Here is a 22801-nt window from a genome sequence, read left to right on the forward strand (position 1 = left end):
GATGATGGAGGTGGAGTGGTTCTACATTGCCTGTGGCCTATACATTATTGCAGCTTTTACTACTGACATTCGATCCATGAAAATTCCAAATCGATTGACTTTACCCGTGACTGTTGCAGGCGTATTGGCCCATATCATATGGGGAGGGTGGGATGGTTTCTTGTTCTCAGCCGCTGGATTTGCAGCAGGTTTTGGCATTTTGTTTCTGATGTATGCGATTGGGGCGGTAGGAGCAGGAGATGTGAAATTGTTTGGTGGGATTGGGGCATGGACGGGGTTTGCTTTTGGCATTCATGTGATTATTTACTCTGTTTTGTACGCGGGCGCAATTGGTCTAGTAATACTTCTATTCCGTAAAGATTCAGCAAAACGAATTCGAGGCATGGCAGGTAGTCTTGCAGGTTTTTTCATGCTCGGTTCGCTCAAGCTGGTAAATAAAGAGAAGACATTGAAGTTTCCATTTATGCTTGCCGTATTGCCCGGGTTTATCACTGTACTTATCTCAGGAGTTTTCCATTAAATGAAGGAGTAAAGAAATTTGGGAGTAACAACGGAAAGAGAGGATTGGCATGTATGGATTAACGAGAGATTTTATTCGTAACGGCGGAGCGTTTATGGTTTTGGAGAAAGATGACGGGTTACGAATGGAGGAATTGAGCCGGGTACAGATGGGGATGTTATCCTCCAATCAAATTCCGCGACTTCTTCCTGTTCATATTCGGGAAGTCGATCGAAATGTAACTTTGCAGTACGACATATCAGGGTACAAGATGTTATCCCAGATGTTAAAGTCAAGCAAAATCAAGTTGCGTGTTCTGTATGGTTTGTTGTTCCAACTAGCTGATGCTTTCACGGAATGCCGGCAATATATGCTGGAGCCTCGTAAATTATTGATCCAGGAAGAGTACTTGTTCATCAAAGGTTCATTCGAACAGGGCGAACTTGGGATGGTATATGTACCAATCATGGATACAGTTGAAGTTGATCCAACGCCTCAGCAATTCCGTGAGCTGGTGATCAGGCTGATGGCACATGTACAGGAACTGCAGGGAGAAGGCATTCAGCGTGTTCTGCAGTTATGTGACAACGAGCGCTGGGATATCAGACAGTTGCGCGAGCTTCTGCTGGAATTATACGCTGACGAGCAAGAGAATGGAGGAGGCGCAGCATTTCTCTCATCCAGAACTTCGGAAACACCCAATGATTCAAGGGGTGATCTTCTTTCGTCGATTTCTGAGCGAGATAGCAGGCTAGTCACTGGTTCTTCTCGGCCATATCAAACGAGTATTTCCGTTCACAACGCTGCTGTGGAGCCTGGGCCAAATTTTCGTCAGCCGCAGAAAACAAGTGAATCTGCAGTAGAAGACATTCCGGTGAGATCTCGAACCTTTTCAGGCAGGCGCTCACCTGAGCAATCTTCATTAGAAAGCTCAAACAACATGGATAAGAGACGAAGTAACCCATATGATTCGCTAGAGCGTGTTGATATGGAGGTGGAGGAAAAGCCTGGTTCTTCAAAAGTAACCTATATCATATTGGGCTGCATGGTTGCCATGGCATTGGTATGGAGATTTATTTACATGGAGCAACCGGGACAGACGCAGATGATCCTGTGCATGGTACTCAGCCTTGGCTTGTTTGGTGTAGCAGGATGGACGTGGAAGCGTAAGGGAAGCACTCATAATGACTCAGAGAATAAGCGGTCTTTTTCATTCAGTTTAGGTAAGAACAAAGGCAAGCAAATGAAAGAGGACGAGGAACCATTTCAGGAAAGTTGGCGCTGGAATACAGCTGATAGGAAAGAGGAACGCATAAACAAAACGGTTGCATCCGCCTCAGAAGGTGGTAGCGAGCATTCCCGTTTTCAAAATTTGCATATGACACCTGAACACTCCCAACCACCGTTCGTTCAGCGCCATGTGGAAGCGGTAGCTTCAACTTCAGAGCTAATTCGACAGGATGCAATTGCGGAGGCAACCGTGAATTTGCAGAATCTGAGTGGAGGTAATGTTACAGGGGCAGGCCCGGTGATGGCGTCTTATTATCTTGAACGAAGATCGGGAAGCAGTGACCAACATGAACGGATGGATGTGCAAGGAGCATCTTTTGTCATCGGAAGATCAGTGGATATGGTTCAGTGGGTGGACACAGCGACCGGCGTGTCCCGTGCTCATGTGGAATTGAGCCGGAACAAATCGGGCTATGTGATTAAGGATCTGGGTTCCGTCAATGGCACCATTCTTCAGGGCAATATTCTTGCTCCGTATAAGGAGTATCCCTTGGCGGATGGAGACACATTTACACTTGCGGAATCTGTTTACACTTATCGGTCGGTTGGATAAGGCATAGTTCAATCAGTCAGACAAGCCGCGGTGCTTCAGATCTTCCAGTGCCTGGGTTAAGGTAGGGAAAGTGAATTGGAATCCGTGATCGAGTGCTTTTTGCGGAATGACTCTCTGCCCCTGAAGCAGAACAACGGATAGTTCACCAACTAAGGTTTTAATTAAGAAGCTGGGTACGGGGAACCAGTGAGGACGATGATACACTTTACCGACCGTACGACCGAATTCATCATTGGTAACAGGGTTCGGCGAGGAAGCATTGACCGGACCTGACACTTGTTTATTTTGAATGCTAAAATCAATGAGTCTTACGATATCCATAATGTGAATCCAGCTAGTCCATTGCTTGCCACTGCCGATCTTGCCACCAACACCCAGCATATAAGGAAGTTTCATCAATGGAAAAGCACCTCTTTTATGTCCAAGAACCAGACTTACCCGGATTTTAACGAGTCTTACATTTTTGATTGCATCTGCAGCGACTTCCCATTGTTCCGAGACCCGGGACGGGAAATTCATGGATTTTTGCGGACTGCTTTCGTCAAAGGTTTCGTTAGGAGAGGTTCCATAGATGGCCATGGCAGAAGCCTGGACGACCACTTCCGGCTTTTGTTCCAGGGATTCTACCAATCGGGCTACCCGCGCTACGGTCGTGACCCTGGATTCAACAATTTCCAGCTTCGCCTTGGTTGTCCAACGTTGATTCAGCGTTTCTCCGGCAAGGTTAACGAGAGCGTCCATACCTTCCAGCAAGTGAGGTTGTTCTTCGACTTGTTCCCACGATATATATGTAAGATTTTTACTTGGATTATGCAAGTCAGGCAGTTTACGTGTAATAACTTTCACATGGTGCCCGGCTTGCAGCCAGTAATCTACAAGTGCTCCTCCTACAAATCCGGTACCTCCACAAATGGCAATTTTCATATCAAACATCCTCTCTGTATTTTCACTGCGCTGATATATACCGTTGGATCGACAAACAGCCCCGTACGGTAAGCACTGCCTGTTGGGAACAACCTACCTGACGGAGCATATCTGTATTTATTTAACCAAATCTATATGCCACTTAACTCATCTTTTATTTTATTTAATCAAATGTTGATAAGGGGAATAATCGATTTTGTTTTTCTCCAAAAATTTGACCAAAAACTTATTATCCCGCTTCGGTGTGGCAATAATGTATCCTTTGATGCAATGATCTCTCGATACTTCTGTGGCATTGTCTTCAACTGCAATCTTACCGATCTCTGCAGCAATGGAATGTTTGGCGATGTCTCGAAATGGCCCGGGAACAGGCTCCACTAGTTGATCCAAAAAAGCTTTGGCTTCATCTGTCCATAAGTGACGGCTGGTTTCAACCCAATAGTTTTGCCAATCCAGTTTGGACTTGCCGTCTGCTTTTGGTAGCACTTTCAAAAACTTGCGCATCATGAAGAATCCACCGATACACATGCTGCCAAGCAATAAAAAAGTCCAGAATGCGATTGTATTCATAAACCAATTGCTAGGGGAATTGCTGGTCAGTATCATCGCGTAGGAGTCGAAAATCATTGCGGAGTCACCTCGGTTCATTGATTTTCACGGAAAGACGGATTCCGCCTACCATGTTCCACATATTAGCTGTAAAAAATAGCCTCTATCCCGAATTATAACGCATTTCTAGATTTATTTCGATAATCGCGTTAGAATAAGGGATAATTCAGATTAAGGGGGATCAATAATGCTGAAAATCGGCTCCCACGTGTCCTTTTCGGACAAGGGATTATTGAGTGCAACGAAGGAAGCGTCCTCGTACGGTTCCAGTTCGTTTATGATATATACGGGTGCACCACAGAATACACGTCGCAAGCCAATTGAATCCATGTATATTGAAGAAGGCAGACTTGCCATGCAAGAGGGTGGAATGGAAGATATCGTTGTCCATGCACCGTACATTATTAATCTTGGCTCATACAAAGACAACACGTATAGACTCGCTGTAGATTTCCTTCAGGAAGAGATTCGTCGGACACATGCTATTGGTGTGAAAAACATCGTATTACATCCCGGCGCATTTACAGACAAAGATGCCCACTATGGGATCGGACGGATCGCAGAAGGGTTGAATGAAGTGCTGGAAGGTGTGAAAGAGACAGATGTGAACATCGCTCTGGAAACCATGGCTGGCAAAGGTACGGAGATGGGTCGCAGTTTCGAAGAGATCGCCCAGATTATCGAGAAAGTAACGTATAACGAGCGCCTGACTGTGTGTATGGATACATGCCACATTCATGATGCCGGATATGATATCGTTAATGATTTTGACGGTGTACTGGAACAATTCGATCGCACGGTAGGACTTGACCGCATTGCCGTAATGCATATTAATGATAGTAAGAATGCTGTGGGTGCGCACAAGGACCGCCATACACCGATTGGCTCTGGCTGGATCGGGTTTGAAGCGATTAACCGCATTGTCAACCATGAGAAGCTTCAAGGACGTCCATTTATTCTGGAGACACCTTGGATTGGTAAAGAGGCCAAGACACAGCGTCCAATGTATGAGGTGGAGATTGCGCTGCTTCGTGGGGATGTTGCCGGTCGATTCGGCCAAGAATTCCTGACAGAAGTAGAACAATTGCAACATTTTTTCAAAGGTAAAGAGATTGAGTCCCGTTCGTATATTCTGGATGTGTGGACGTTGCTCAAAAATGATGCCAAAGCCAAAAAGGCAGACCCGCGCGAACCGCTGGAACGCCTCTATGACATGGTGACTGAAGCTGCGTTGTTCCCACATTTGAATGAAGAACAACTGAATCATCGCTTGATTGCATGGCTTGCGGGTTAACCCCGCAGGTCATGGCTTAATTGAAGGAGGAAGAATAACCCGATGGAGATCCACGCTAAACAAGTACGCCCTGATTCTAAAAACCGCGCCGACCGTGCGCGCATGCTCATTTCCTGTCCGGATGGTCCAGGAATTGTAGCTGCGGTATCTCATTTCCTGCACCAGCATGGTGCGAACATTGTTCAGTCGGACCAGTACACCATGGACCCTGCTGGCGGCATGTTCTTTATGCGAATTGAGTTTGATCTTCCGCAATTGTTGGTCAATTTGCCGAAACTGGAAGCTGATTTTGCAGAAGTGGCAAGCCGTTTCCAAATGGAATGGACGTTATCTGCGGTTAGCCGCAAGAAGAAACTGGCTATCTTTGTATCCAAAGAAGATCATTGTCTGGTTGAATTGTTGTGGCAATGGCAGGCAGGCGACCTGGATGCAGATATTGCTCTTGTGGTCAGCAACCATCTGGACATGAAGGACTATGTAGAATCATTTGGCATTCCATATCATCATATTCCGGTAACAGCAGATACGAAGAAAGAAGCGGAACAGCGCCAACTGGACGTCATCGGCAACGATGTGGATGTGATCATTCTGGCTCGTTACATGCAGATCATCTCTCCAATGTTCATTGAGCACTATCGCAATCGAATCATTAATATCCATCATTCATTCCTGCCAGCCTTTGTGGGTGGTAAACCGTATGCACAAGCGTATAACCGTGGTGTCAAAATCATTGGTGCGACAGCGCACTATGTTACGGAAGAACTGGATGGCGGACCAATTATCGAACAGGACGTGCAGCGTGTAAGCCACGGGGACGATGTAACCGAGCTGAAGCGTATCGGACGTACCATTGAGCGTGTTGTGCTTGCACGTGCCGTGAAATGGCATGTCGAAGACCGGGTTCTCGTTCATGAAAATAAGACGGTCGTATTTTAAGTTTACACTTTAATACTGTGCAAGGTTGATTCGGAACCACATAACAGATTGAGAAAAAAGCGACCCCATTCGTTTACGAACGGTGAGTCGCTTTTTTCGCGCTTATATACTTTCCGCACAAGCCGAGCACAATACCGAATAGCAGATGACCGATTACCCAGTAGAGAATGGCTGTTATATCGTAAAGGTTTGGTACACGTGAAGATAGTTGAGAGAGCGGGATATAGAGCAGGGACGATCCAGCACCAAGCAAGATTCCTTTGAACATCGGGTGACCAGAATGCCTTACCCACCATAGATAGAAGATGCCAATGAACACGGACACGAAGAGATGCAGAGAAAATTCAATGATTTCGGGTAAGGTTGGCGGAAGTCCAGGTACAAAATCAATATTCAGAAGTAAGGTATATACCTTTTCACCAGTGTAAAGCTGAATTATTTTGAGGAATAATCCAAGGACAACTCCGGAAACCATACCTGTTAAAATGCCAGAGATCCAGGGTAATGAACGATTTGAGTACCCAGTAGGGTGAGCAGCAGGTACAGACATGATAACAACCTCCTATGATTGATGCTTACTTTGAAAAGTAAACCACAGTCCCGCTTTCGAATCCATATTCAGGATATGTTATGTAAATTTAACTTGAATATCTAAAAAGTGTATGGTTTTCGTGTTAAAGGTTATACTTCATCCGATGGATTTGCGAGGCTTAATAGGTCTGTTTATGGAATTTAATGCCTTGTCCTGGTACGGTTTTTGCTTGATTGGCAAGGGATTATTCATCACAAACAACCAATTTTTCACGAACTTCTGAAAGAAGGTTATGGAAAAGCTTCACGCCAAGTGATACAATACAAAAGTGAATAAGTCAAAATGAAACACTCAAGCGGATTCACTTATTGTGAAATTCGGTTTGCTTGTATGATGAGAGGGATTCGCTTGCGCACCCGACTTATCTAAAGACATGAGGAGGACAAACCATGACTGACAAGAACGAAGCGATTCAAAAGGACGAGAACACTACAATCGACAACCTGTCGATTACGACCGTACGTACTTTGGCGATTGATGCAATTGAGAAGGCAAATTCCGGACATCCGGGTATGCCTATGGGCTCCGCTCCAATGGGGTACCAACTTTTTGCAAAAACGATGACTCATAACCCGGACCACCCAACTTGGGTTAACCGGGACCGTTTTGTCCTGTCTGCAGGACACGGCTCCATGTTGCTGTACAGCTTGCTGCACCTGAGCGGATATGATCTTCCAATGGAAGAACTGAAACAGTTCCGTCAATGGGGAAGCAAAACTCCGGGTCACCCGGAATTCGGACATACTGCAGGTGTTGATGCAACTACCGGCCCACTGGGTCAAGGTATTGCAATGGCTGTAGGTATGGCGATGGCTGAAGCTCAACTGGGCGCAACTTACAATAAAGACAAGTTCAACGTAGTTGACCACTACACTTACGCAATCTGTGGTGATGGTGACTTGATGGAAGGCGTATCTCATGAATCAGCTTCCCTGGCTGGACGTTTGCACCTGGGCAAACTGATCATGTTGTTCGACTCCAATGACATCACGCTCGATGGTAAATTGGATCTGTCTTCTTCCGAAAGCATCGCGAAGCGTTTTGAAGCTTATGGCTGGCAAGTGCTGCGCGTTGAAGATGGTAACGATCTGCCTGCAATTGAAAAAGCAATTCAGGAAGGTCAAGCAGATACGCTGCGTCCTACACTGATCGAAGTTAAAACGGTTATCGGTTATGGTAGCCCGAACAAACAAGGTAAAGGCGGCCACGGCGGTACTCACGGATCTCCATTGGGTGCAGACGAAGCCAAATTGACTAAAGAGTATTACAAATGGGTTTATGAAGAAAACTTCCACGTACCAGCTGAAGTTCGCGATCACTTTGCACAAGTGAAAGATCGTGGTATCTCTGCTAACAAAGCTTGGGACGAGAAATTTGCCGAGTACAAAAAAGCATTCCCTGAGCTGGCAGCTCAATTCGAAACAGCGATTAACGGCGACCTTCCAGAAGGATGGGACCGTGATCTTCCTAAATATGCAGCAACAGACAAAGCCCTTTCCACTCGTGTAGCATCCGGTAACGCTCTGAACGGTCTGGCGCACAACGTGCCACAACTGACAGGTGGATCTGCTGACTTGGAAAGCTCCACAATGACTCACTTGAACAACCTGGAGAACTTCACACCTGAAGATTACTCCGGCCGTAACATCTACTTTGGTATCCGTGAATTCGGTATGGCTGGAGCAATGAACGGTATGGCTCTGCACAGCGGTGTGAAAGTATTCGGAGGTACGTTCTTCGTATTTACCGATTACCTGCGTCCTGCTGTTCGTCTGGCTGCCCTGATGGGATTGCCTGTAACGTATGTTCTGACTCACGACAGTATCGCTGTTGGTGAAGACGGTCCTACGCACGAACCGATCGAGCAATTGGCATCCCTGCGTATCATTCCTAACCTGACGGTTATTCGTCCGGCTGATGGTAATGAAACTTCGGCTGCTTGGGCTTACGCGCTTGAGAACAAGAGCAACCCGGTTGCACTCGTACTCACTCGTCAAAACCTGCCCATCCTGGAAGGTACGGTTGAAGGTTCACGTGAGAACGTGAAACGTGGTGCTTATGTTGTCTCTGATGCAAAAGATGGCAAAGCGGTAGCACAAATCATCGCAACAGGTTCTGAAGTGCAATTGGCTGTTAAAGCTCAAGCAGCACTTGCAGAACAAGGCATCCAAGTTCGCGTAATCAGCATGCCAAGTTGGGATCTGTTCGAGAAACAAGACAAAGCTTATAAAGAGTCCGTTCTTCTTCCGGATGTTAAAGCTCGTCTTGCCATTGAAATGGCTTATCCAATGGGCTGGGAGAAGTATGTTGGCGATCAAGGTGACATTCTCGGAATCAGCACATTTGGTGCTTCCGCGCCTGGCGACCGTGTTATCCAAGAATATGGCTTTACAGTGGATAACGTGGTTAGCCGCGTAAAAGCATTGCTGTAATAGAGGTTGTTCAAAAAGTCTGCTTTTGATTACGAAGGATGCCTCACGGCATCATAAGCGCTGCTATGGTCGGGATAGCATCATGCTGTCCTGATCCATGGCAGCAAGTTATTTCCGCAGAACATGGGCGATAAATGTTATCGCCCTGATCTGTTTTGCCTTTTGTTTTCATTAACTTCAGGGGAGCGGGTACGCATGTCACAATTCGATCAAGTCAGTGTAGTGAAAGAGGCCAACATTTATTATGATGGTCAGGTAACCAGCAGAACAGTTATTTTGGGGGATGGCAGCAAAGTGACTCTGGGCATCATGCTTCCAGGCAGTTATGAATTCGGTACGGATTCCCGTGAAATTATGGAGATTCTGTCCGGAGATCTGAAAGTATTGCTTCCCGGAGAAGAAGAGTGGCAAGAGATTCAAGGCCAAGCTACGTTCCACGTGCCTGCCGAATCCAAATTTAAACTGGAGATACGCAGCGTTACTGACTACGTCTGCTCGTACCCGGCGGAATAACATAAGAAGGGTAAGCAGAACCGCAACCCGCGGATTCGGTTTACCCTTTTTGCTTCTTGAATTCTAACGACAAAGTTCGAGCTGCAAGCTTGTCAGCCCCGTGGATTTGAAGTATCCTTAAGGCAAGTTGTTTAGAATGGAATACGGACATAATATAAGAGGTTGTTCAAAAAGTCCGCTTTTGATTACAAAGTTTGAACACGCACTATAATCGAAATCAGGAGGTTTTTGAGATCATGGCAAAAAAAGTGACATTTGACTATAGCACGGCATTGCAATTTGTAAATCAGCACGAAGTGGATTATTTCGCAGAACCGATTCGTCTGGCTCACGAGCAGCTTCACAACGGAACAGGAACAGGCTCCGATTATCTGGGCTGGATTGACCTGCCAACGGCTTATGACAAAGAAGAGTTTGCTCGCATTCAAAAAGCGGCTGCCAAGATCCAAAGCGACTCCGAAGTACTGATTGTTATCGGTATCGGTGGATCATATCTGGGTGCACGTGCAGCGATTGAAATGTTGACACACTCGTTCTATAACAATCTGCCAAAAGACAAACGCAAAACACCTGAAATCTATTTTGCAGGAAACAATATCAGTTCCACATATGTAACTCATTTGCTGGATCTGGTTGAAGGCAAAGATTTCTCCGTTAACGTTATCTCCAAATCCGGTACAACAACAGAGCCGGCGATTGCTTTCCGTATCTTCCGTGCAGCATTGGAAGAGAAATATGGTAAGGAAGAAGCTCGCAAACGCATCTATGCTACAACAGACAAAGCGCGTGGTGCACTGAAAGAACTGGCAAATGCAGAAGGATACGAATCTTTCATTATTCCTGATGATGTAGGTGGACGTTACTCCGTTCTGACAGCTGTAGGTTTGCTGCCAATCGCAGCAGCTGGTATCAACATCGAAGAAATGATGCAAGGTGCGGCTGATGCATCCAAGGAATACAGCAACCCGAACGTAGCTGAGAATGAAGCATATCAATATGCTGCAGTTCGTAACGCATTGTATCGTAAAGGCAAAGGAACTGAGATTCTTGTAAACTATGAGCCATCTCTGCACTTCGTGTCCGAGTGGTGGAAACAACTGTTTGGAGAGAGTGAAGGTAAAGACTACAAAGGGATCTATCCTGCATCCGTTGATTTCTCTACTGACTTGCACTCCATGGGTCAATTCATTCAGGAAGGTAGCCGGAATATCTTCGAAACGGTTATCCAGGTTACTGAAGTTGCTGAGCATATCTCAATCAAATCCGATCCGGACGATCTGGATGGTTTGAACTTCCTTGAAGGAAAAACGATGGACTTTGTTAACAAAAAAGCGTTCCAAGGAACACTGCTTGCACATACGGATGGTCAAGTACCAAACCTGATTGTGAACATTCCAGATATGACTCCATATTCTTTCGGATATCTGGTATACTTCTTTGAAAAAGCATGCGGTATCAGTGGCTACCTGCTGGGCGTCAATCCATTTGACCAACCAGGCGTGGAAGCTTACAAGAAAAATATGTTCGCACTGCTGGGCAAACCAGGCTTTGAAGAAGAGAAAGCAGCGCTCGAAGCGAGACTTTCCGAATAATTCATCGGTCTGCTCATATAGTTAAATAAGGTAATGTAAATCTAACCGGGAATCACTGTTCGTGTAAGATGCAGGGTTCCCGGATATAGATAACCAGGGCAGTTCGTCCGCGTTCGCGCGGTGAACTGCTTTCTTGTAAAATGGACTCAGGAAAAGATCAGAAAGTTGGATTTAGGATGATTGAACGTTATCGCACGGTTCGAGGACCGGGCAATCTGGAAATTGTAATCAAGAAGTCGCGATTTATCGGTCATATTATGCCGGTCACGACAGAGGAAGAGGCTGTTGCTTTCATCGATGAGATCAAGAAAAAACATTGGAATGCAACTCATAACTGCTCTGCATACATGATTGGGGAGCGGGACGAGATCCAGAAGCAATCCGATGATGGTGAACCCAGCGGAACAGCAGGGAAACCCATTCTTGAAGTGATCAAAAATCAGAAATTAAAAAATGTGGCAATTGTGGTTACGCGATACTTCGGGGGAATTATGCTTGGAGCTGGCGGGTTAATTCGTGCTTATACGGATGGAGCTGTAGCAGCCATTGAAGCCGGAGAAGCCATTACCAACGTGCTGCATCGTGAAGTGTTTGTTGAACTGGATTATACGTGGCTGGGTAAAGTGGAAAATGAGTTAAGAAGCCGGGAAGTCCGTACAGGTGAAACTGGATTCACCGATAAGGTTACGTTGACTTGTCTTCCGCCGGATAGTGAAACCGAGGCTTTTATAGCCTGGATCACGGATTTGACGCAAGGGCAATCCCGGATCACGGAGGGACAGCGGCTTTATTTTATTGAAGGGGAATAAAATATATGGCTAGAAGAGCAGTCGAACAGGAGTTGTCGAGGGAGCGGATACTGGAGGCGGCGAGGCACCTTTTTATTACCAAAGGATACCGCGCCATTTCGATGCGAAGCATCGGCCAGCATCTGGGCTATAGTCATGGGTCGCTGTATTATCACTTTAAGGAAAAGGCAGAGCTGTTCTATGCCATCGTGGTTGAAGATTTTAATCATCTGGGGCATTTACTGCTGCAAGCCATGGTCAGGCCGGTTCGTGATGATGTGAGCAAGGTAGAGCACATTATGATGGAGTTTATTCGCTTTGGTCTGGAGAATCCATACCAGTACGAAATTATGTTTATGATCAGGGATGAAGAACTGTTGTCTTATTGTCGTACCGAACAGGGACGTTGCTTCGAATTGTTTGCATCGATTATAAGGCAGTATATGAATGAAGCGAACTGTACGGAAGAGGATATTCAAAGGGTACCGCGTACGCTATTTTTGGCTATGCACGGATTCATTTCTTATTACATTCAGGACCGTTTAACTTTTGTGGAGATTGAATCGTCTGCGCTGTCTCATGTCAAAGTGCTGTGCCGCAATCTGGGTCAGCAGCCTGGCGACCAATAATGGCGCTGTTGTTGCACCCCTACACTTCAGGGCGGTGATTTGTCATAACTTTAATTCTTTATAACGTTGTCTCGCGAAAGTTAGTATACGTAGCAGACCAAGTCAGGCGGCTCCGACCCGGAATGAGGGTGGACCGCCTGTTTGTGTTTGCAAAAATGAAAGAGTATTTGGCAGGCCTATTGGACCCAACTAACCTTCCATGATTTTGAGAAAATACTCCCGCTCACGTGGTCCATCGAATTCGCAAAAGTAAATGCCTTGCCAGCGGCCAAGCATCAGTCTGCCTTCGTGAATAATCACCGTCTGTGATGGCCCTGTTGTGATCGATTTGAGGTGAGAGGCTGTATTGCCTTCGGCATGTCGATATTCGGGATGCTCCCAGGGATACACCTCATCCAGGCGCAACAAGACATCGTGTTTCACATCCGGATCTGCATTTTCGTTGATGGCTATACCCGCCGTTGTATGTGGACAGTAGATGAGCACCGTCCCATTTTGCACTCCGCTACTCTGGACAACCTGCTTTACGTCCCATGTGATATCCTTCATTTCATCTCGTGTGGAAGTGGACATATTCTTCTTGTATAACATGTTAGATCACTCCTTATATTTCTTTACTTACCCTCGATTGTACCTTAACCACTACATACCAAACAAACCACATATGAAGACGGATATGTGAATCGCACAATAACGGAGAGGTCAGAAATAACCTGAAGAAGCGGAAGCGTTCGCCTTTATCACCGGATTTCCCCTTAAAAAAGGGGATCAAAGAAATCTGGGGATAACAGTGATCGGAAGGTTGTTCTGGCCGCGCAGTGTACAGTGCGATTTTTATTAATTAATCTCATATGTGGCCCAATTATATTCAATAAAAGCATTGACGATTAGCACTGCAAACTGGTAAAGTATCAGAAAAGCAAAACCAAGTAGACTAATGGGAATAATATTAAAGTAATATCATCCAACTTAGGAAAAATGTCGTATTGAAGCCAGGAAGACTGCCGACCGGAGCTAAAGCCGGAGGCTGGGAGGGAACGCAGCAATGAATACCGTTCTTCGTCATAAGGGATGGACTTGGGGATTCCGCAGTACCGTATTGTTATATTTTATCGTACTTATTGTACTTCCAATCATCGGTGTGTACGTCAATTCCTTCTCTGAAGGATGGAGCAACTTTGTTCAGAGCATTATGGACCCTATTGCGTGGAAAGCCGTACTGCTGACCATTCGGCTGGCCGTGATTGCTACGCTAATTAATGTGGTTCTGGGCACGATGATTGCTTGGGTGTTGACAAGGTATCGCTTTGTCGGCCGATCGTTTCTTAACAGTCTGGTTGATCTCCCGTTTGCACTGCCAACAGCGGTGGGCGGTTTGATGATTATGCTGCTTTTGGGTCCGGTCAGTGCCATCGGGAAACTGGCAGAATCCATGGGATTTGAGATTGTATTTCACCAGCCCGCCATTGTTATCGCGATGACCTTTGTCACGTTTCCGTTTGTTATTCGTGCGGTGCAGCCTTTGCTGGAAGAAATCGATCCTTCCGAGGAAGAGGCCTCATACACGATGGGGGCATCCAAGGCGCGCACGTTCATGCAGGTTATTCTGCCGTCCATGGCACCTGGCATGATCAGTGGAGGGATGTTGGCTTTCTCCAGAGGACTGGCTGAATTCGGGGCTGTCGTGCTGGTGGCTGGTAACATTCCGGGAAGAACACTGACTGCTTCCGTATTTATATACGGGGAGATTGAAAGTGATAATCCAACGGGAGCCGCTGCGGTATCCGTGTTGCTCCTGACGCTCTCCTTCCTGATCCTCTGGCTGATCAATCTGGTGCAGATGCGGGGGAGAAGACGATGAGACGACTCTTAATTGGACTGACGTTTGCGGTATTTATTGTACTGTTGATCATCCCGCTTGGACGCATTTTTATTGGTGCATTTGAAGACGGGGCAGGTGGATTCCTGAAAGGGCTGATGCGCCCTGAGGCGTTACACGCCTTGATGATGACCGGACTGGTGGTCCTGGTGGTCACCCTGTTAAATACATTGTTTGGCATCATGATGGCTCTGTATCTGGTTCGTGCCGGATGGTTGAGTGAACGGATAAAAGGGCTGCTGAACAGCATTGTAGACTTGCCTTATGCCGTATCTCCTGTCATTGGCGGTTTGATGATTGTATTGATGTTGGGACCTAACAGCATTATGGGTGCTTTTTTTGAAGGAATTGGATTCAATGTGGTCTATGCCTTCCCAGGGATGGTGATCGCAACGTTATTTGTTACATTTCCACTAATGGTAAGAGAGGTTATGCCTGTCCTGCAGGAACTCGGTTCTCAACAAGAGGAGGCCGCATCTACACTTGGCGCCTACGGCTGGAGAACGTTCTGGAGTGTGACATGGCCTTCGATCCGCTGGGCGGTAGTGTATGGTCTGGTCTTGACGGTTGCCCGCTCACTTGGGGAATTCGGTGCAGTGCTGGTTGTATCCGGTAATATTATGAACAAAACGCAGACCGCAACAACCCTGGTGTATCAGGATGTTGAGAATTTTAATGTGGCTGCCGCAAATGGTGTGGCATTGGTGCTGGTCACCTTCTCCGTCGGGCTGCTGCTCATGATGGAATGGGCCAAGAAGCGAAAGGAAGTGCATTGATATGCATGTAGAAGTCCGTGATTTGAACAAACATTTCGGTGATTTTCATGCGGTAAAAGATGTCTCATTCGATATTGCCAAAGGCCATCTGATCGGTCTGCTTGGACCCAGCGGAGGCGGGAAAACGTCCATTCTGCGGATGCTTGCGGGTCTGGAAAATCCGGGTTCCGGAGAGATTCGCTTTCACGGAAAAGTCGTGAACCATCTGCCTCCACAGGAGCGTGGCATCGGATTTGTATTCCAGAACTATGCTCTGTTCAAACATATGACGGTATTTGAGAATATTGCTTTTGGACTCAAGGTCAAGAAGACGCCAAAAGCCCAGATCCGTGATCGGGTGATGGAATTGGTTGAACTGACCGGGTTAAAAGGTTTCGAACAGCGCTATCCACATCAGTTGTCTGGTGGGCAGCGTCAGCGTGTGGCATTTGCCAGAGCACTCGCCCCGGAGCCGCAACTGTTATTGCTGGATGAACCGTTCGCGGCTATTGATGCCAAGATCCGTCAGGAACTGCGTTCATGGTTGCGGGAGCTCATCGAGCGAGTGGGAATCACTTCGATCTTTGTGACGCATGACCAGGATGAAGCGATTGAAGTGGCGGACGAGATTATGATTATCAGTCAGGGTCGTCTGGAACAGAAGGGCACACCTTGGGATATCTACAAAAACCCGCAGACACCGTTTGTCGCTACATTTATCGGGGAGTCTACGGTTGTGGAGGATGCTTCCCAGTTGAAAGGATTCGAACATGCCGTCGAGGGTGAACATACCAAAGCGCTGATTCGACCGGAGTATATTGAGATCGGCTTGAAAAACGAGTTCACCATGTTGTCTGCAACGGAAAAAGGTACAGTCAAACATCTTCATTTCCGCGGCAGTCAATGGATGGTAGAGGTGGACGTACAGGGTCATAAGTTAATCACATATCGTTCCCTGGAGAAAACGACATTGGAGATCGGTCAACAAATTCGCGTCCTTGTACACCGTGCATACCTGTTCAATGACTCCAACAGTTGGGTGGTTGAAAACCGACTGAAGGAAGATCCGATGCCGGTGATGATTTAGATCAAGTGGAAGAAAGGGGCTGCCCATGCAGACGAGGAAGAAGAAAGCCATACTCTTAAATGTTGCCCTCATGCTTCTGCTCGTCTGCATGACCGCTGGGTGCAGCAAGCAGGAGGGGGCAAGCGAACAGAACGAGCCCTCTGGTAACGATTCATCCAATACGCTGGTGATTGGTGCTTATAGTGTAGCGAAAGACGCTGTAGGCGAGTTGCTACCCAAGTTCCAGGAGGAGTGGAAGGCAAAAACCGGACAGACGATTAACTTCCAGGAGTCCTATGAAGCATCGGGTACACAGGCAAGAGCCATCGTTGGTGGATTCGAGGCTGATGTGGCCTTGCTCGCGATGGAGAGTGATATCGACAAGCTGGTCAAAGCCGATCTGGTTAGCTCCGATTGGAAACAGACCCCTAATGAGGGCATGATCACCCGTTCGATTGTTGTTCTGGGCACAAGAGCAGGCAACCCGCTCGATATTCGTGATTTTCAGGATTTAACCAAAAAGGGAGTGAAGGTGCTCTACCCTAATCCAAAGACATCCGGGGGCGCACAATGGGATATTAATGCCATTTACGGTGCTGGATTGAAACTGTCGGAGGAGCAAGAGGGGAAGAAAGATCCTGCCGCAGCCAAGGCTTTTCTCGAACAGGTACATCGTAACGTTGAGTCATTGGACAAGAGTGGGCGTTCTTCGATGGCGGCATTTGAATATGGTGTGGGTGATGTCATCGTCACGTATGAAAATGAATTGCTTGCCCGGATCGCGAAAGGTGTAGATTATGACATTGTCATTCCGAAAAATACGATCCTGATTGAAAACCCGGCAGTTGTGGTGAATAAGTATGCCGATAAACATGGGAATCGTGAACTGGCAGAAGCTTTTGTCGCCTATCTGCGTACACCAGAAGCACAGCAGATTTTCGCGAAGCATGGCTTTCGTTCAGTAGACCCGGATGTATTTGCACAGACGGAGTCCACATTCCCAACGCCAGAAGGGCTATTTGATATTAACTATCTGGGTGGATGGGACGAGGTACGCAGCACGTTGTACTCCAAACGCGGCGTGTGGTATCAGGTGCTCGCGGGATTATGAGTATGGCTGATGTAATCGAATAGGTAACCGCGCATGTGGAACTAAACCTTCATTTCAATGGAAATAGAGATGGAGGTTTTTTACTGCCAAAAGGTTATAATAGAGGTATACTGAATCATGATTGTTACATAGTACTAGCAGGAAGGTGTGAGTTGGATGAGTGCAGAGATCAAATTATCCCAAAGTACAGCAATTCGACTGGAGCAGGCCCGCGGTAAGGGGATGCCTGAGGAAGAAATATTAAAAGCCATTCAAGCCAAAGACGTTTCCGCTTTTGACGCCGTGTCTGAAGAGGAATACCGATATAACGAATTTTTCTCGTATGCGGATGAGCATGGTGAAAATCTGGAAGCAGCAGTGAAAGACGGTTACCGGATTACCTTTAACACACGTGGTGGACTCGGAATCTGGTTGGAAAAGGCCTTTAAGGTACAGCCAGAGAGAGACTTCACAGTGGGTGAAGGAATCGTCACCGGATTACAGTTGAAACCGGAGCAGGCAGAGGTGCTGGCGAAACGGCTTGCGTCGAACTGGGTGATTACGGATTCGAAGGATGTACCTGCGGGTCAGGAACTGACGTTGAAGCTGCGGGCACTGGTTTAAATTGAGCGTACGCTCCCGAATGGAGCGAAGCATGGAATTAAAGTCTGACGGCGAACGGTCAGACCACAGACTGTCCCGAATTGCAGTGGAGAACTGCAGCGGGATGGTCTTTTTTTGCAAAAACAGGGGTGGACGATTACAATCTACATATCATTAATTCAGGGGGAATGCGGATTGAATCAGCTAACATTTCTGGGCACTGGCGATGCGATGGGCGTTCCACGTGTGTATTGTGATTGCGAAATATGTACAGAGGCAAGGCTTACGGGAGAAAATAAACGGAAACGTTCTTCTGTTCTGATTGACGGTGGTGGGGATGGTGCGAATGAACAGTTCATGATTGACTGCGGACCAGACTGGAGATCACAGATGGAGGATCAGGGATTACGTATGGTGCATACGCTGCTCGTCACTCATGCTCATTTTGATCATATTGGAGGATTGCCGGAATGGGCGGATGCATGCCGCTGGTTGGGTGTAAAGGGACGTTTGTATGCACCGCGTGAAGTGATATCCACTATTCAGGGACAGTTTCCCTGGTTAGGGCGTCATATGGACTTTCTGGAAACTGATGATGATATTGAACTCGGGGGATGGAAGGTGCATTCCTGGAAAGTATGTCATGGGCATAACGGGTATTCGTACGCGTATCGGCTGGATCGGGTTGGGTATAGCTGGGCGTATTGTTCAGACGCCATTGACCTGAAGCCATCCGAAAAAGAGCCGTTGCTGGGACTGGATCTGCTGGTGCTTGGAACAAGCTTTGTGCATGAACTTGCGGAATTCTCAACACGTTCCGTGTACGATATGCGTGAGGCGCAGGAGCTGCTGCTGGAACTGAAGCCAGGTCATACTTATTTTACACATATGTCTCATGACGTCGATGTACGGCAGAATTATAATCTGGATCAACGTATTACGATTGCCCTTACCGGGATGAAGGTGCCGCTTGGAACATTAAAGCTGGAAACGAATGCGTAACCCAACGTAACTAGCGTAATAAAAATAAATTCAGAAGAGCGTATCCTTTACAAGGGGTTCTTCGTTTACATAGTGTAAGTCAAAATCAATCAGGAACCAGCAAAGGGGGGCCCCCAAGATGGCCTTTGTGAAGTCCGTGGATTGCAGAATCAACAGACCACATGATGATGGGAAACAAGATAAATTCGATATTGAATTCAATGGCAACGACAGAAAAAATCAATTGAACCAAAGCATCCATACCGTACTACCCGATCTGATGGGTTCGTTGTATGCGTATTGTTTATCTCTGACGAAATCAGTTCCAGACACGGAGGATCTGGTTCAGGAGACCTGTCTCAAAGTATTGTCGTCGAGTGTAGTTGGAACTTCCGGGATGAATAAAGATATAAACTGGGAAGCTTATCTGATTCGTATTGCACGCAACAGCTGGATTGATATCTTACGTCAGCGGGAGAGATTGTCATATAAACTGGATAGCTTAAAGCCGCTCCTACACGAAATGGAGGAGGAAAGGCGATTCGAGGAATTGGAGTCTGCCGTACAACTTCTTGTAAATACGCTACCACCGTGGCAGCGAGTGATATATGTATTACGTGAATTAATGGGTTATAAGGCGGCAGAGACTGCGGAAATGCTGGATACGACAGAAGGTGCTGTGAAAGCAGCGTTAAGTCGTGCACGCTCTGCCATAGCTGAAGTGAGGCACAGGTTGGAACAATCGGACACAGAATTGCAGTACGAGGAGGGCGCAGTGGAGGACAATCGGGAGGAACTGCGTAGCTACCTGCTGGCATTTCGTAATGGGGATACAGCCCAAATCATTGATCTGTGCCTGAATCGGACCGATGATCCGATGGCTGTGGCGGGGACGATTTTGCAGCAGACTTTGCCGTCTCCATCCATGCAGCCAATGATGTACGGGTACTCTACTTCTGGCATGAACTCGATGTCATATGGAGGCGGGTACACGATCAACATGGTTGCCTAAACCGAGGAGGCGACACATATGAATGTAGTGCCCTATGTAGTGGAACAAACTGCTCGCGGAGAGCGGAGTTATGATATTTATTCCCGTTTGCTCAAAGACAGGATCATTATGGTGTCCGGAGAGATTGAGGATCAGATGGCAAATGCCATCGTGGCCCAGTTATTGTTTCTGACTGCAGAGGACCCGGAGAAGGACATCCAGATGTACATCAACAGCCCTGGTGGGTCGGTGACCGCAGGATTTTCGATCTATGACACGATGCAATTCGTGAAGCCGGATATCTCCACGATCTGTACAGGGATGGCGGCAAGCTTTGGCACGATATTGCTGGTAGGTGGAACAAGAGGCAAACGTATGGCATTGCCAAACAGTGAGATCATGATCCATCAGCCACATGGCGGTACGCGAGGGCAGGCGTCGGATATGCTGATTCATGCTAACCGCATCATTCAGCATCGTCAGCGCCTTAACAAGCTGTTAGCCGATCATACAGGACAGTCGATTGAGCGGATTGAGAAGGACTCAGATCGAGATTATTTCCTGACCGCTGCTGAAGCAGTCGAATATGGATTGGTGGATAAGGTCATATCCAGCTCATAACAGTAGCCCGGAAGGTCATGTGACCTTTCGGGCTTGATTAATCAAGAGGACGAACAGGAAACTGACGTCCTCTTTTTGTCGTACAGATTAGCCAGTCCGTGTCTATGGATCGGATCAGAATAAGAACAATCTGAAATAAAGATTGACCATCAGTAGGTATAGTGTATATATTATATATATACACTATACCTACTGAAAACTACGTAACATCATTGAGGTGAGGAAAGATTAACATTTTAATATCGAACGCTTCGAGCGATCCGATCTACATGCAGATTTTAAATCAGATCAGACAGAGCATCTTGAGCGGAGAATTGGTTGCTGGAGATAGTCTTCCCTCCATTCGGCAACTCGCCAAGGATCTGCAAGTCAGTGTTATTACAACTAAACGTGTCTATGAAGAGCTGGAGAAGGAGAAGCTGATCGATTCAGTTGTAGGCAAAGGGAGCTTTGTATCCGGAGCCAATCAGGACTTTATTCGAGAGCGGCGGATGAAACAATTGGAAGAGAAGATGCTCGAAGTGATTCGTGAGAGCAGAGAACTGGGCATGAGTTCACAGGATGTAATCCATCATCTTACATTGTTGGTTGAGGAGGAATAAGCATAATGAACGCTATCGAATTACGTAATGTAACCAAAACGTATCCCTTATTTAAAGTGGATAATGTATCTCTTGATGTGAAAAAAGGATATATTACGGGACTTATTGGTCCGAATGGGGCGGGAAAGAGTACTTTGATCAAAATGATCACGGGTCTGATCCAGCCCGATAAGGGAAGCCTCAAGACATTGGGCAGTGAGATGCCCAATCAGGAAGTTGATATCAAGCAACGCCTTGGCATTGTGTCCGATGAATGTTTTTACTATGAGCATCTAACGATCCGGGAAATGACACAAATGATCGCTCCTTTTTACACCAAATGGGATAATAAAGCGTTCAATGACTACTTGGATCAGTTCGAACTGTCTCCCAAAAAGAAAATTCAGGATCTGTCCAAAGGCATGAAGATCAAGTATTCTCTCGCCGTAGCTTTGTCGCATGAAGCAGATTTGCTGATTATGGATGAACCAACATCCGGGCTTGATCCTGTATTTAGGCGGGAACTGCTCGATCTGCTTGCAGATATGATACAGGACGAAACAAGGTCCATTATTTTCTCAACGCATATTACGACCGATCTGGAACGTATTGCAGACTACATTACGTTTATTCATCAAGGAAAACTGGTGTTCAATGAAGCCAAAGATGATGTGCTGGAAAGGTATACGATTGTAAAAGGGGATATGGATCTGCTTGATTCCGACATTCGGAAACATTTCATCGGAATACGCGAGACAGCCGTTGGTTTTGAAGCATTGTCGGATCATAAGGCAGAGGCAGAACGGTTATTTGGCAGGCTTGCTCTTTTGCAAAGACCTACGTTGGAAGACCTCATTTATTTTACGGCGAAGGGAGGACGCAAATATGCTTAACTTGCTTCGTAAAGATTTCATTGTACTAAAAAGTTCACTGTGGACGATTGGATTATACCTGGTGGTATTTAGTTTCGCCTTTATACCCCAGAGTGAAATGTCAATGTATTTTGTAGGCATCTACACAGCCTTTGGTTCGGTCATGCTGGCAACCATGATTGATATCAAGAACCATAATCACAATTTCCTGGTCACACTCCCCGTTAGCCGCAAACAGATTGTAAAAGCCAAGTACCTTTCTGCTATAATCTATACGTTATTCGGGGTACTCGCGTCGTTTGGAATTCACCAGCTTGTGAACCTGAATTATCCTGAACTGAACAAGCCGAATTATTCACTTAGGGATATTGTCATTGCCGTAGGTATGGTGCTTGTATTAGTTTGCATATACATGCCTCTTTTCTACGGACTTAGCAAAAAAGGTGCTGGTATCATCAATGCGATATTCATGGTCTGCATGATTATACTGGCGCAACCCGTTGCGTACCTCATGAGTATGGCCAACGAGAACGGTATGATTACCACAACGACAATGGCATTGGTTTCAGTAGGCATTATAGGTTTGTTTGTAGTGTCTTATCTTATTACGATCCGCTTGTTTGCAAGAAAAGACCTTTAAGCACAGATCGGGTTGCAGGTAAAGAGTATGGAACCCCAAAAGTAAAGTCGCCACAAGGCGACTTTTTTTGA

24 protein-coding genes are annotated in these 22801 nt (G+C 46.5%); 20 read left to right on the top strand and 4 right to left on the bottom strand.

Features of this window, described 5'->3' with window-relative positions:
- Positions 1-4: 4 nt before the first annotated feature.
- Both MHB85_RS07120 and MHB85_RS07125 read left to right on the top strand, forming a co-directional pair.
- Complete coding sequence (locus MHB85_RS07120; protein WP_341072675.1) at positions 5-520, top strand: A24 family peptidase; 516 nt, start codon at positions 5-7, stop codon at positions 518-520.
- A 49-nt stretch (positions 521-569) separates the two neighbouring features.
- A complete protein-coding gene (locus MHB85_RS07125) occupies positions 570-2342 on the top strand; it encodes a DUF6382 domain-containing protein (RefSeq protein ID WP_341072677.1) in 1773 nt (590 codons plus the stop codon).
- A gap of 12 nt (positions 2343-2354) precedes the next feature.
- Here the strand turns inward: MHB85_RS07125 and MHB85_RS07130 are convergent, their stop codons facing one another.
- The gene (locus MHB85_RS07130) at positions 2355-3266 is read right to left on the bottom strand and encodes a TIGR01777 family oxidoreductase (RefSeq protein ID WP_105597724.1); all 912 of its coding nucleotides are present in this window, start codon (positions 3264-3266) and stop codon (positions 2355-2357) included.
- Between the two features lie 159 nt (positions 3267-3425).
- Positions 3426-3893, bottom strand: coding sequence for a DUF2621 domain-containing protein (locus tag MHB85_RS07135; protein ID WP_179198465.1), 468 nt, complete (start codon positions 3891-3893; stop codon positions 3426-3428).
- 169 nt (positions 3894-4062) lie between these two features.
- Here MHB85_RS07135 and MHB85_RS07140 point away from each other — a divergent pair, with 169 nt between their 5' ends.
- A complete protein-coding gene (locus tag MHB85_RS07140; protein ID WP_091015278.1) occupies positions 4063-5169 on the top strand; it encodes a deoxyribonuclease IV in 1107 nt (368 codons plus the stop codon).
- Between the two features lie 42 nt (positions 5170-5211).
- Positions 5212-6105, top strand: a complete 894-nt coding sequence (gene purU / locus MHB85_RS07145; RefSeq protein ID WP_017689986.1) for a formyltetrahydrofolate deformylase — start codon at positions 5212-5214, stop codon at positions 6103-6105.
- Between the two features lie 73 nt (positions 6106-6178).
- Here the strand turns inward: purU and MHB85_RS07150 are convergent, their stop codons facing one another.
- A complete protein-coding gene (locus MHB85_RS07150; RefSeq protein WP_091015275.1) occupies positions 6179-6655 on the bottom strand; it encodes a hypothetical protein in 477 nt (158 codons plus the stop codon).
- 431 nt (positions 6656-7086) lie between these two features.
- Here MHB85_RS07150 and tkt point away from each other — a divergent pair, with 431 nt between their 5' ends.
- The 5 genes from tkt to MHB85_RS07175 all read left to right on the top strand — a co-directional run bounded on the left by tkt (position 7087) and on the right by MHB85_RS07175 (position 12651).
- On the top strand, positions 7087-9129 hold the full coding sequence (gene tkt, locus MHB85_RS07155) for a transketolase (RefSeq protein WP_036610788.1): 2043 nt from the start codon (positions 7087-7089) through the stop codon (positions 9127-9129).
- A 195-nt stretch (positions 9130-9324) separates the two neighbouring features.
- Positions 9325-9642 carry a pyrimidine/purine nucleoside phosphorylase gene (ppnP, locus tag MHB85_RS07160; protein ID WP_017689983.1) on the top strand — a complete coding sequence of 106 codons (318 nt, stop codon included), beginning with the start codon at positions 9325-9327 and terminating at the stop codon, positions 9640-9642.
- Positions 9643-9878: 236 nt separating this feature from the next.
- Positions 9879-11234, top strand: a complete 1356-nt coding sequence (locus MHB85_RS07165) for a glucose-6-phosphate isomerase (RefSeq protein WP_091015272.1) — start codon at positions 9879-9881, stop codon at positions 11232-11234.
- Between the two features lie 176 nt (positions 11235-11410).
- Positions 11411-12043: a YigZ family protein gene (locus MHB85_RS07170; RefSeq protein WP_036669098.1), complete on the top strand. Its 633-nt coding sequence runs from the start codon at positions 11411-11413 to the stop codon at positions 12041-12043.
- Between the two features lie 5 nt (positions 12044-12048).
- Positions 12049-12651: a TetR/AcrR family transcriptional regulator gene (locus MHB85_RS07175; RefSeq protein ID WP_036669101.1), complete on the top strand. Its 603-nt coding sequence runs from the start codon at positions 12049-12051 to the stop codon at positions 12649-12651.
- A gap of 189 nt (positions 12652-12840) precedes the next feature.
- On the opposite strand, the gene MHB85_RS07180 is transcribed toward MHB85_RS07175, so the two are convergent.
- Complete coding sequence (locus MHB85_RS07180; RefSeq protein ID WP_341072679.1) at positions 12841-13242, bottom strand: secondary thiamine-phosphate synthase enzyme YjbQ; 402 nt, start codon at positions 13240-13242, stop codon at positions 12841-12843.
- A 454-nt stretch (positions 13243-13696) separates the two neighbouring features.
- Here MHB85_RS07180 and cysT point away from each other — a divergent pair, with 454 nt between their 5' ends.
- The 11 genes from cysT to MHB85_RS07235 all read left to right on the top strand — a co-directional run bounded on the left by cysT (position 13697) and on the right by MHB85_RS07235 (position 22730).
- Positions 13697-14512, top strand: coding sequence for a sulfate ABC transporter permease subunit CysT (cysT, locus tag MHB85_RS07185; protein WP_017689978.1), 816 nt, complete (start codon positions 13697-13699; stop codon positions 14510-14512).
- Positions 14509-15306: a sulfate ABC transporter permease subunit gene (locus tag MHB85_RS07190; protein WP_017689977.1), complete on the top strand. Its 798-nt coding sequence runs from the start codon at positions 14509-14511 to the stop codon at positions 15304-15306. The genes cysT and MHB85_RS07190 overlap by 4 nt, the downstream gene beginning before the upstream one ends.
- Before the next feature lies 1 nt (position 15307).
- The gene (locus tag MHB85_RS07195) at positions 15308-16372 is read left to right on the top strand and encodes a sulfate/molybdate ABC transporter ATP-binding protein (protein WP_091015266.1); all 1065 of its coding nucleotides are present in this window, start codon (positions 15308-15310) and stop codon (positions 16370-16372) included.
- Between the two features lie 25 nt (positions 16373-16397).
- On the top strand, positions 16398-17462 hold the full coding sequence (locus MHB85_RS07200; protein ID WP_341072681.1) for a sulfate ABC transporter substrate-binding protein: 1065 nt from the start codon (positions 16398-16400) through the stop codon (positions 17460-17462).
- Positions 17463-17618: 156 nt separating this feature from the next.
- On the top strand, positions 17619-18065 hold the full coding sequence (locus tag MHB85_RS07205) for a hypothetical protein (protein ID WP_105597729.1): 447 nt from the start codon (positions 17619-17621) through the stop codon (positions 18063-18065).
- Between the two features lie 174 nt (positions 18066-18239).
- A complete protein-coding gene (locus MHB85_RS07210; RefSeq protein WP_105597730.1) occupies positions 18240-19046 on the top strand; it encodes an MBL fold metallo-hydrolase in 807 nt (268 codons plus the stop codon).
- Between the two features lie 118 nt (positions 19047-19164).
- Positions 19165-20037: an RNA polymerase sigma factor gene (locus MHB85_RS07215; RefSeq protein ID WP_105597731.1), complete on the top strand. Its 873-nt coding sequence runs from the start codon at positions 19165-19167 to the stop codon at positions 20035-20037.
- Between the two features lie 18 nt (positions 20038-20055).
- The gene (gene clpP, locus MHB85_RS07220; protein WP_091015258.1) at positions 20056-20637 is read left to right on the top strand and encodes an ATP-dependent Clp endopeptidase proteolytic subunit ClpP; all 582 of its coding nucleotides are present in this window, start codon (positions 20056-20058) and stop codon (positions 20635-20637) included.
- A 227-nt stretch (positions 20638-20864) separates the two neighbouring features.
- A complete protein-coding gene (locus MHB85_RS07225) occupies positions 20865-21239 on the top strand; it encodes a GntR family transcriptional regulator (RefSeq protein WP_091015256.1) in 375 nt (124 codons plus the stop codon).
- A gap of 5 nt (positions 21240-21244) precedes the next feature.
- On the top strand, positions 21245-22111 hold the full coding sequence (locus MHB85_RS07230; RefSeq protein WP_341072683.1) for an ABC transporter ATP-binding protein: 867 nt from the start codon (positions 21245-21247) through the stop codon (positions 22109-22111).
- Positions 22104-22730, top strand: coding sequence for an ABC-2 transporter permease (locus MHB85_RS07235; RefSeq protein WP_341072684.1), 627 nt, complete (start codon positions 22104-22106; stop codon positions 22728-22730). Before MHB85_RS07230 ends, MHB85_RS07235 begins: the two co-directional genes overlap by 8 nt.
- Positions 22731-22801: the final 71 nt, after the last annotated feature.

The organism is Paenibacillus sp. FSL K6-4396 (assembly GCF_038002525.1).
Taxonomy (GTDB): Bacteria; Bacillota; Bacilli; order Paenibacillales; family Paenibacillaceae; genus Paenibacillus; species Paenibacillus amylolyticus_B.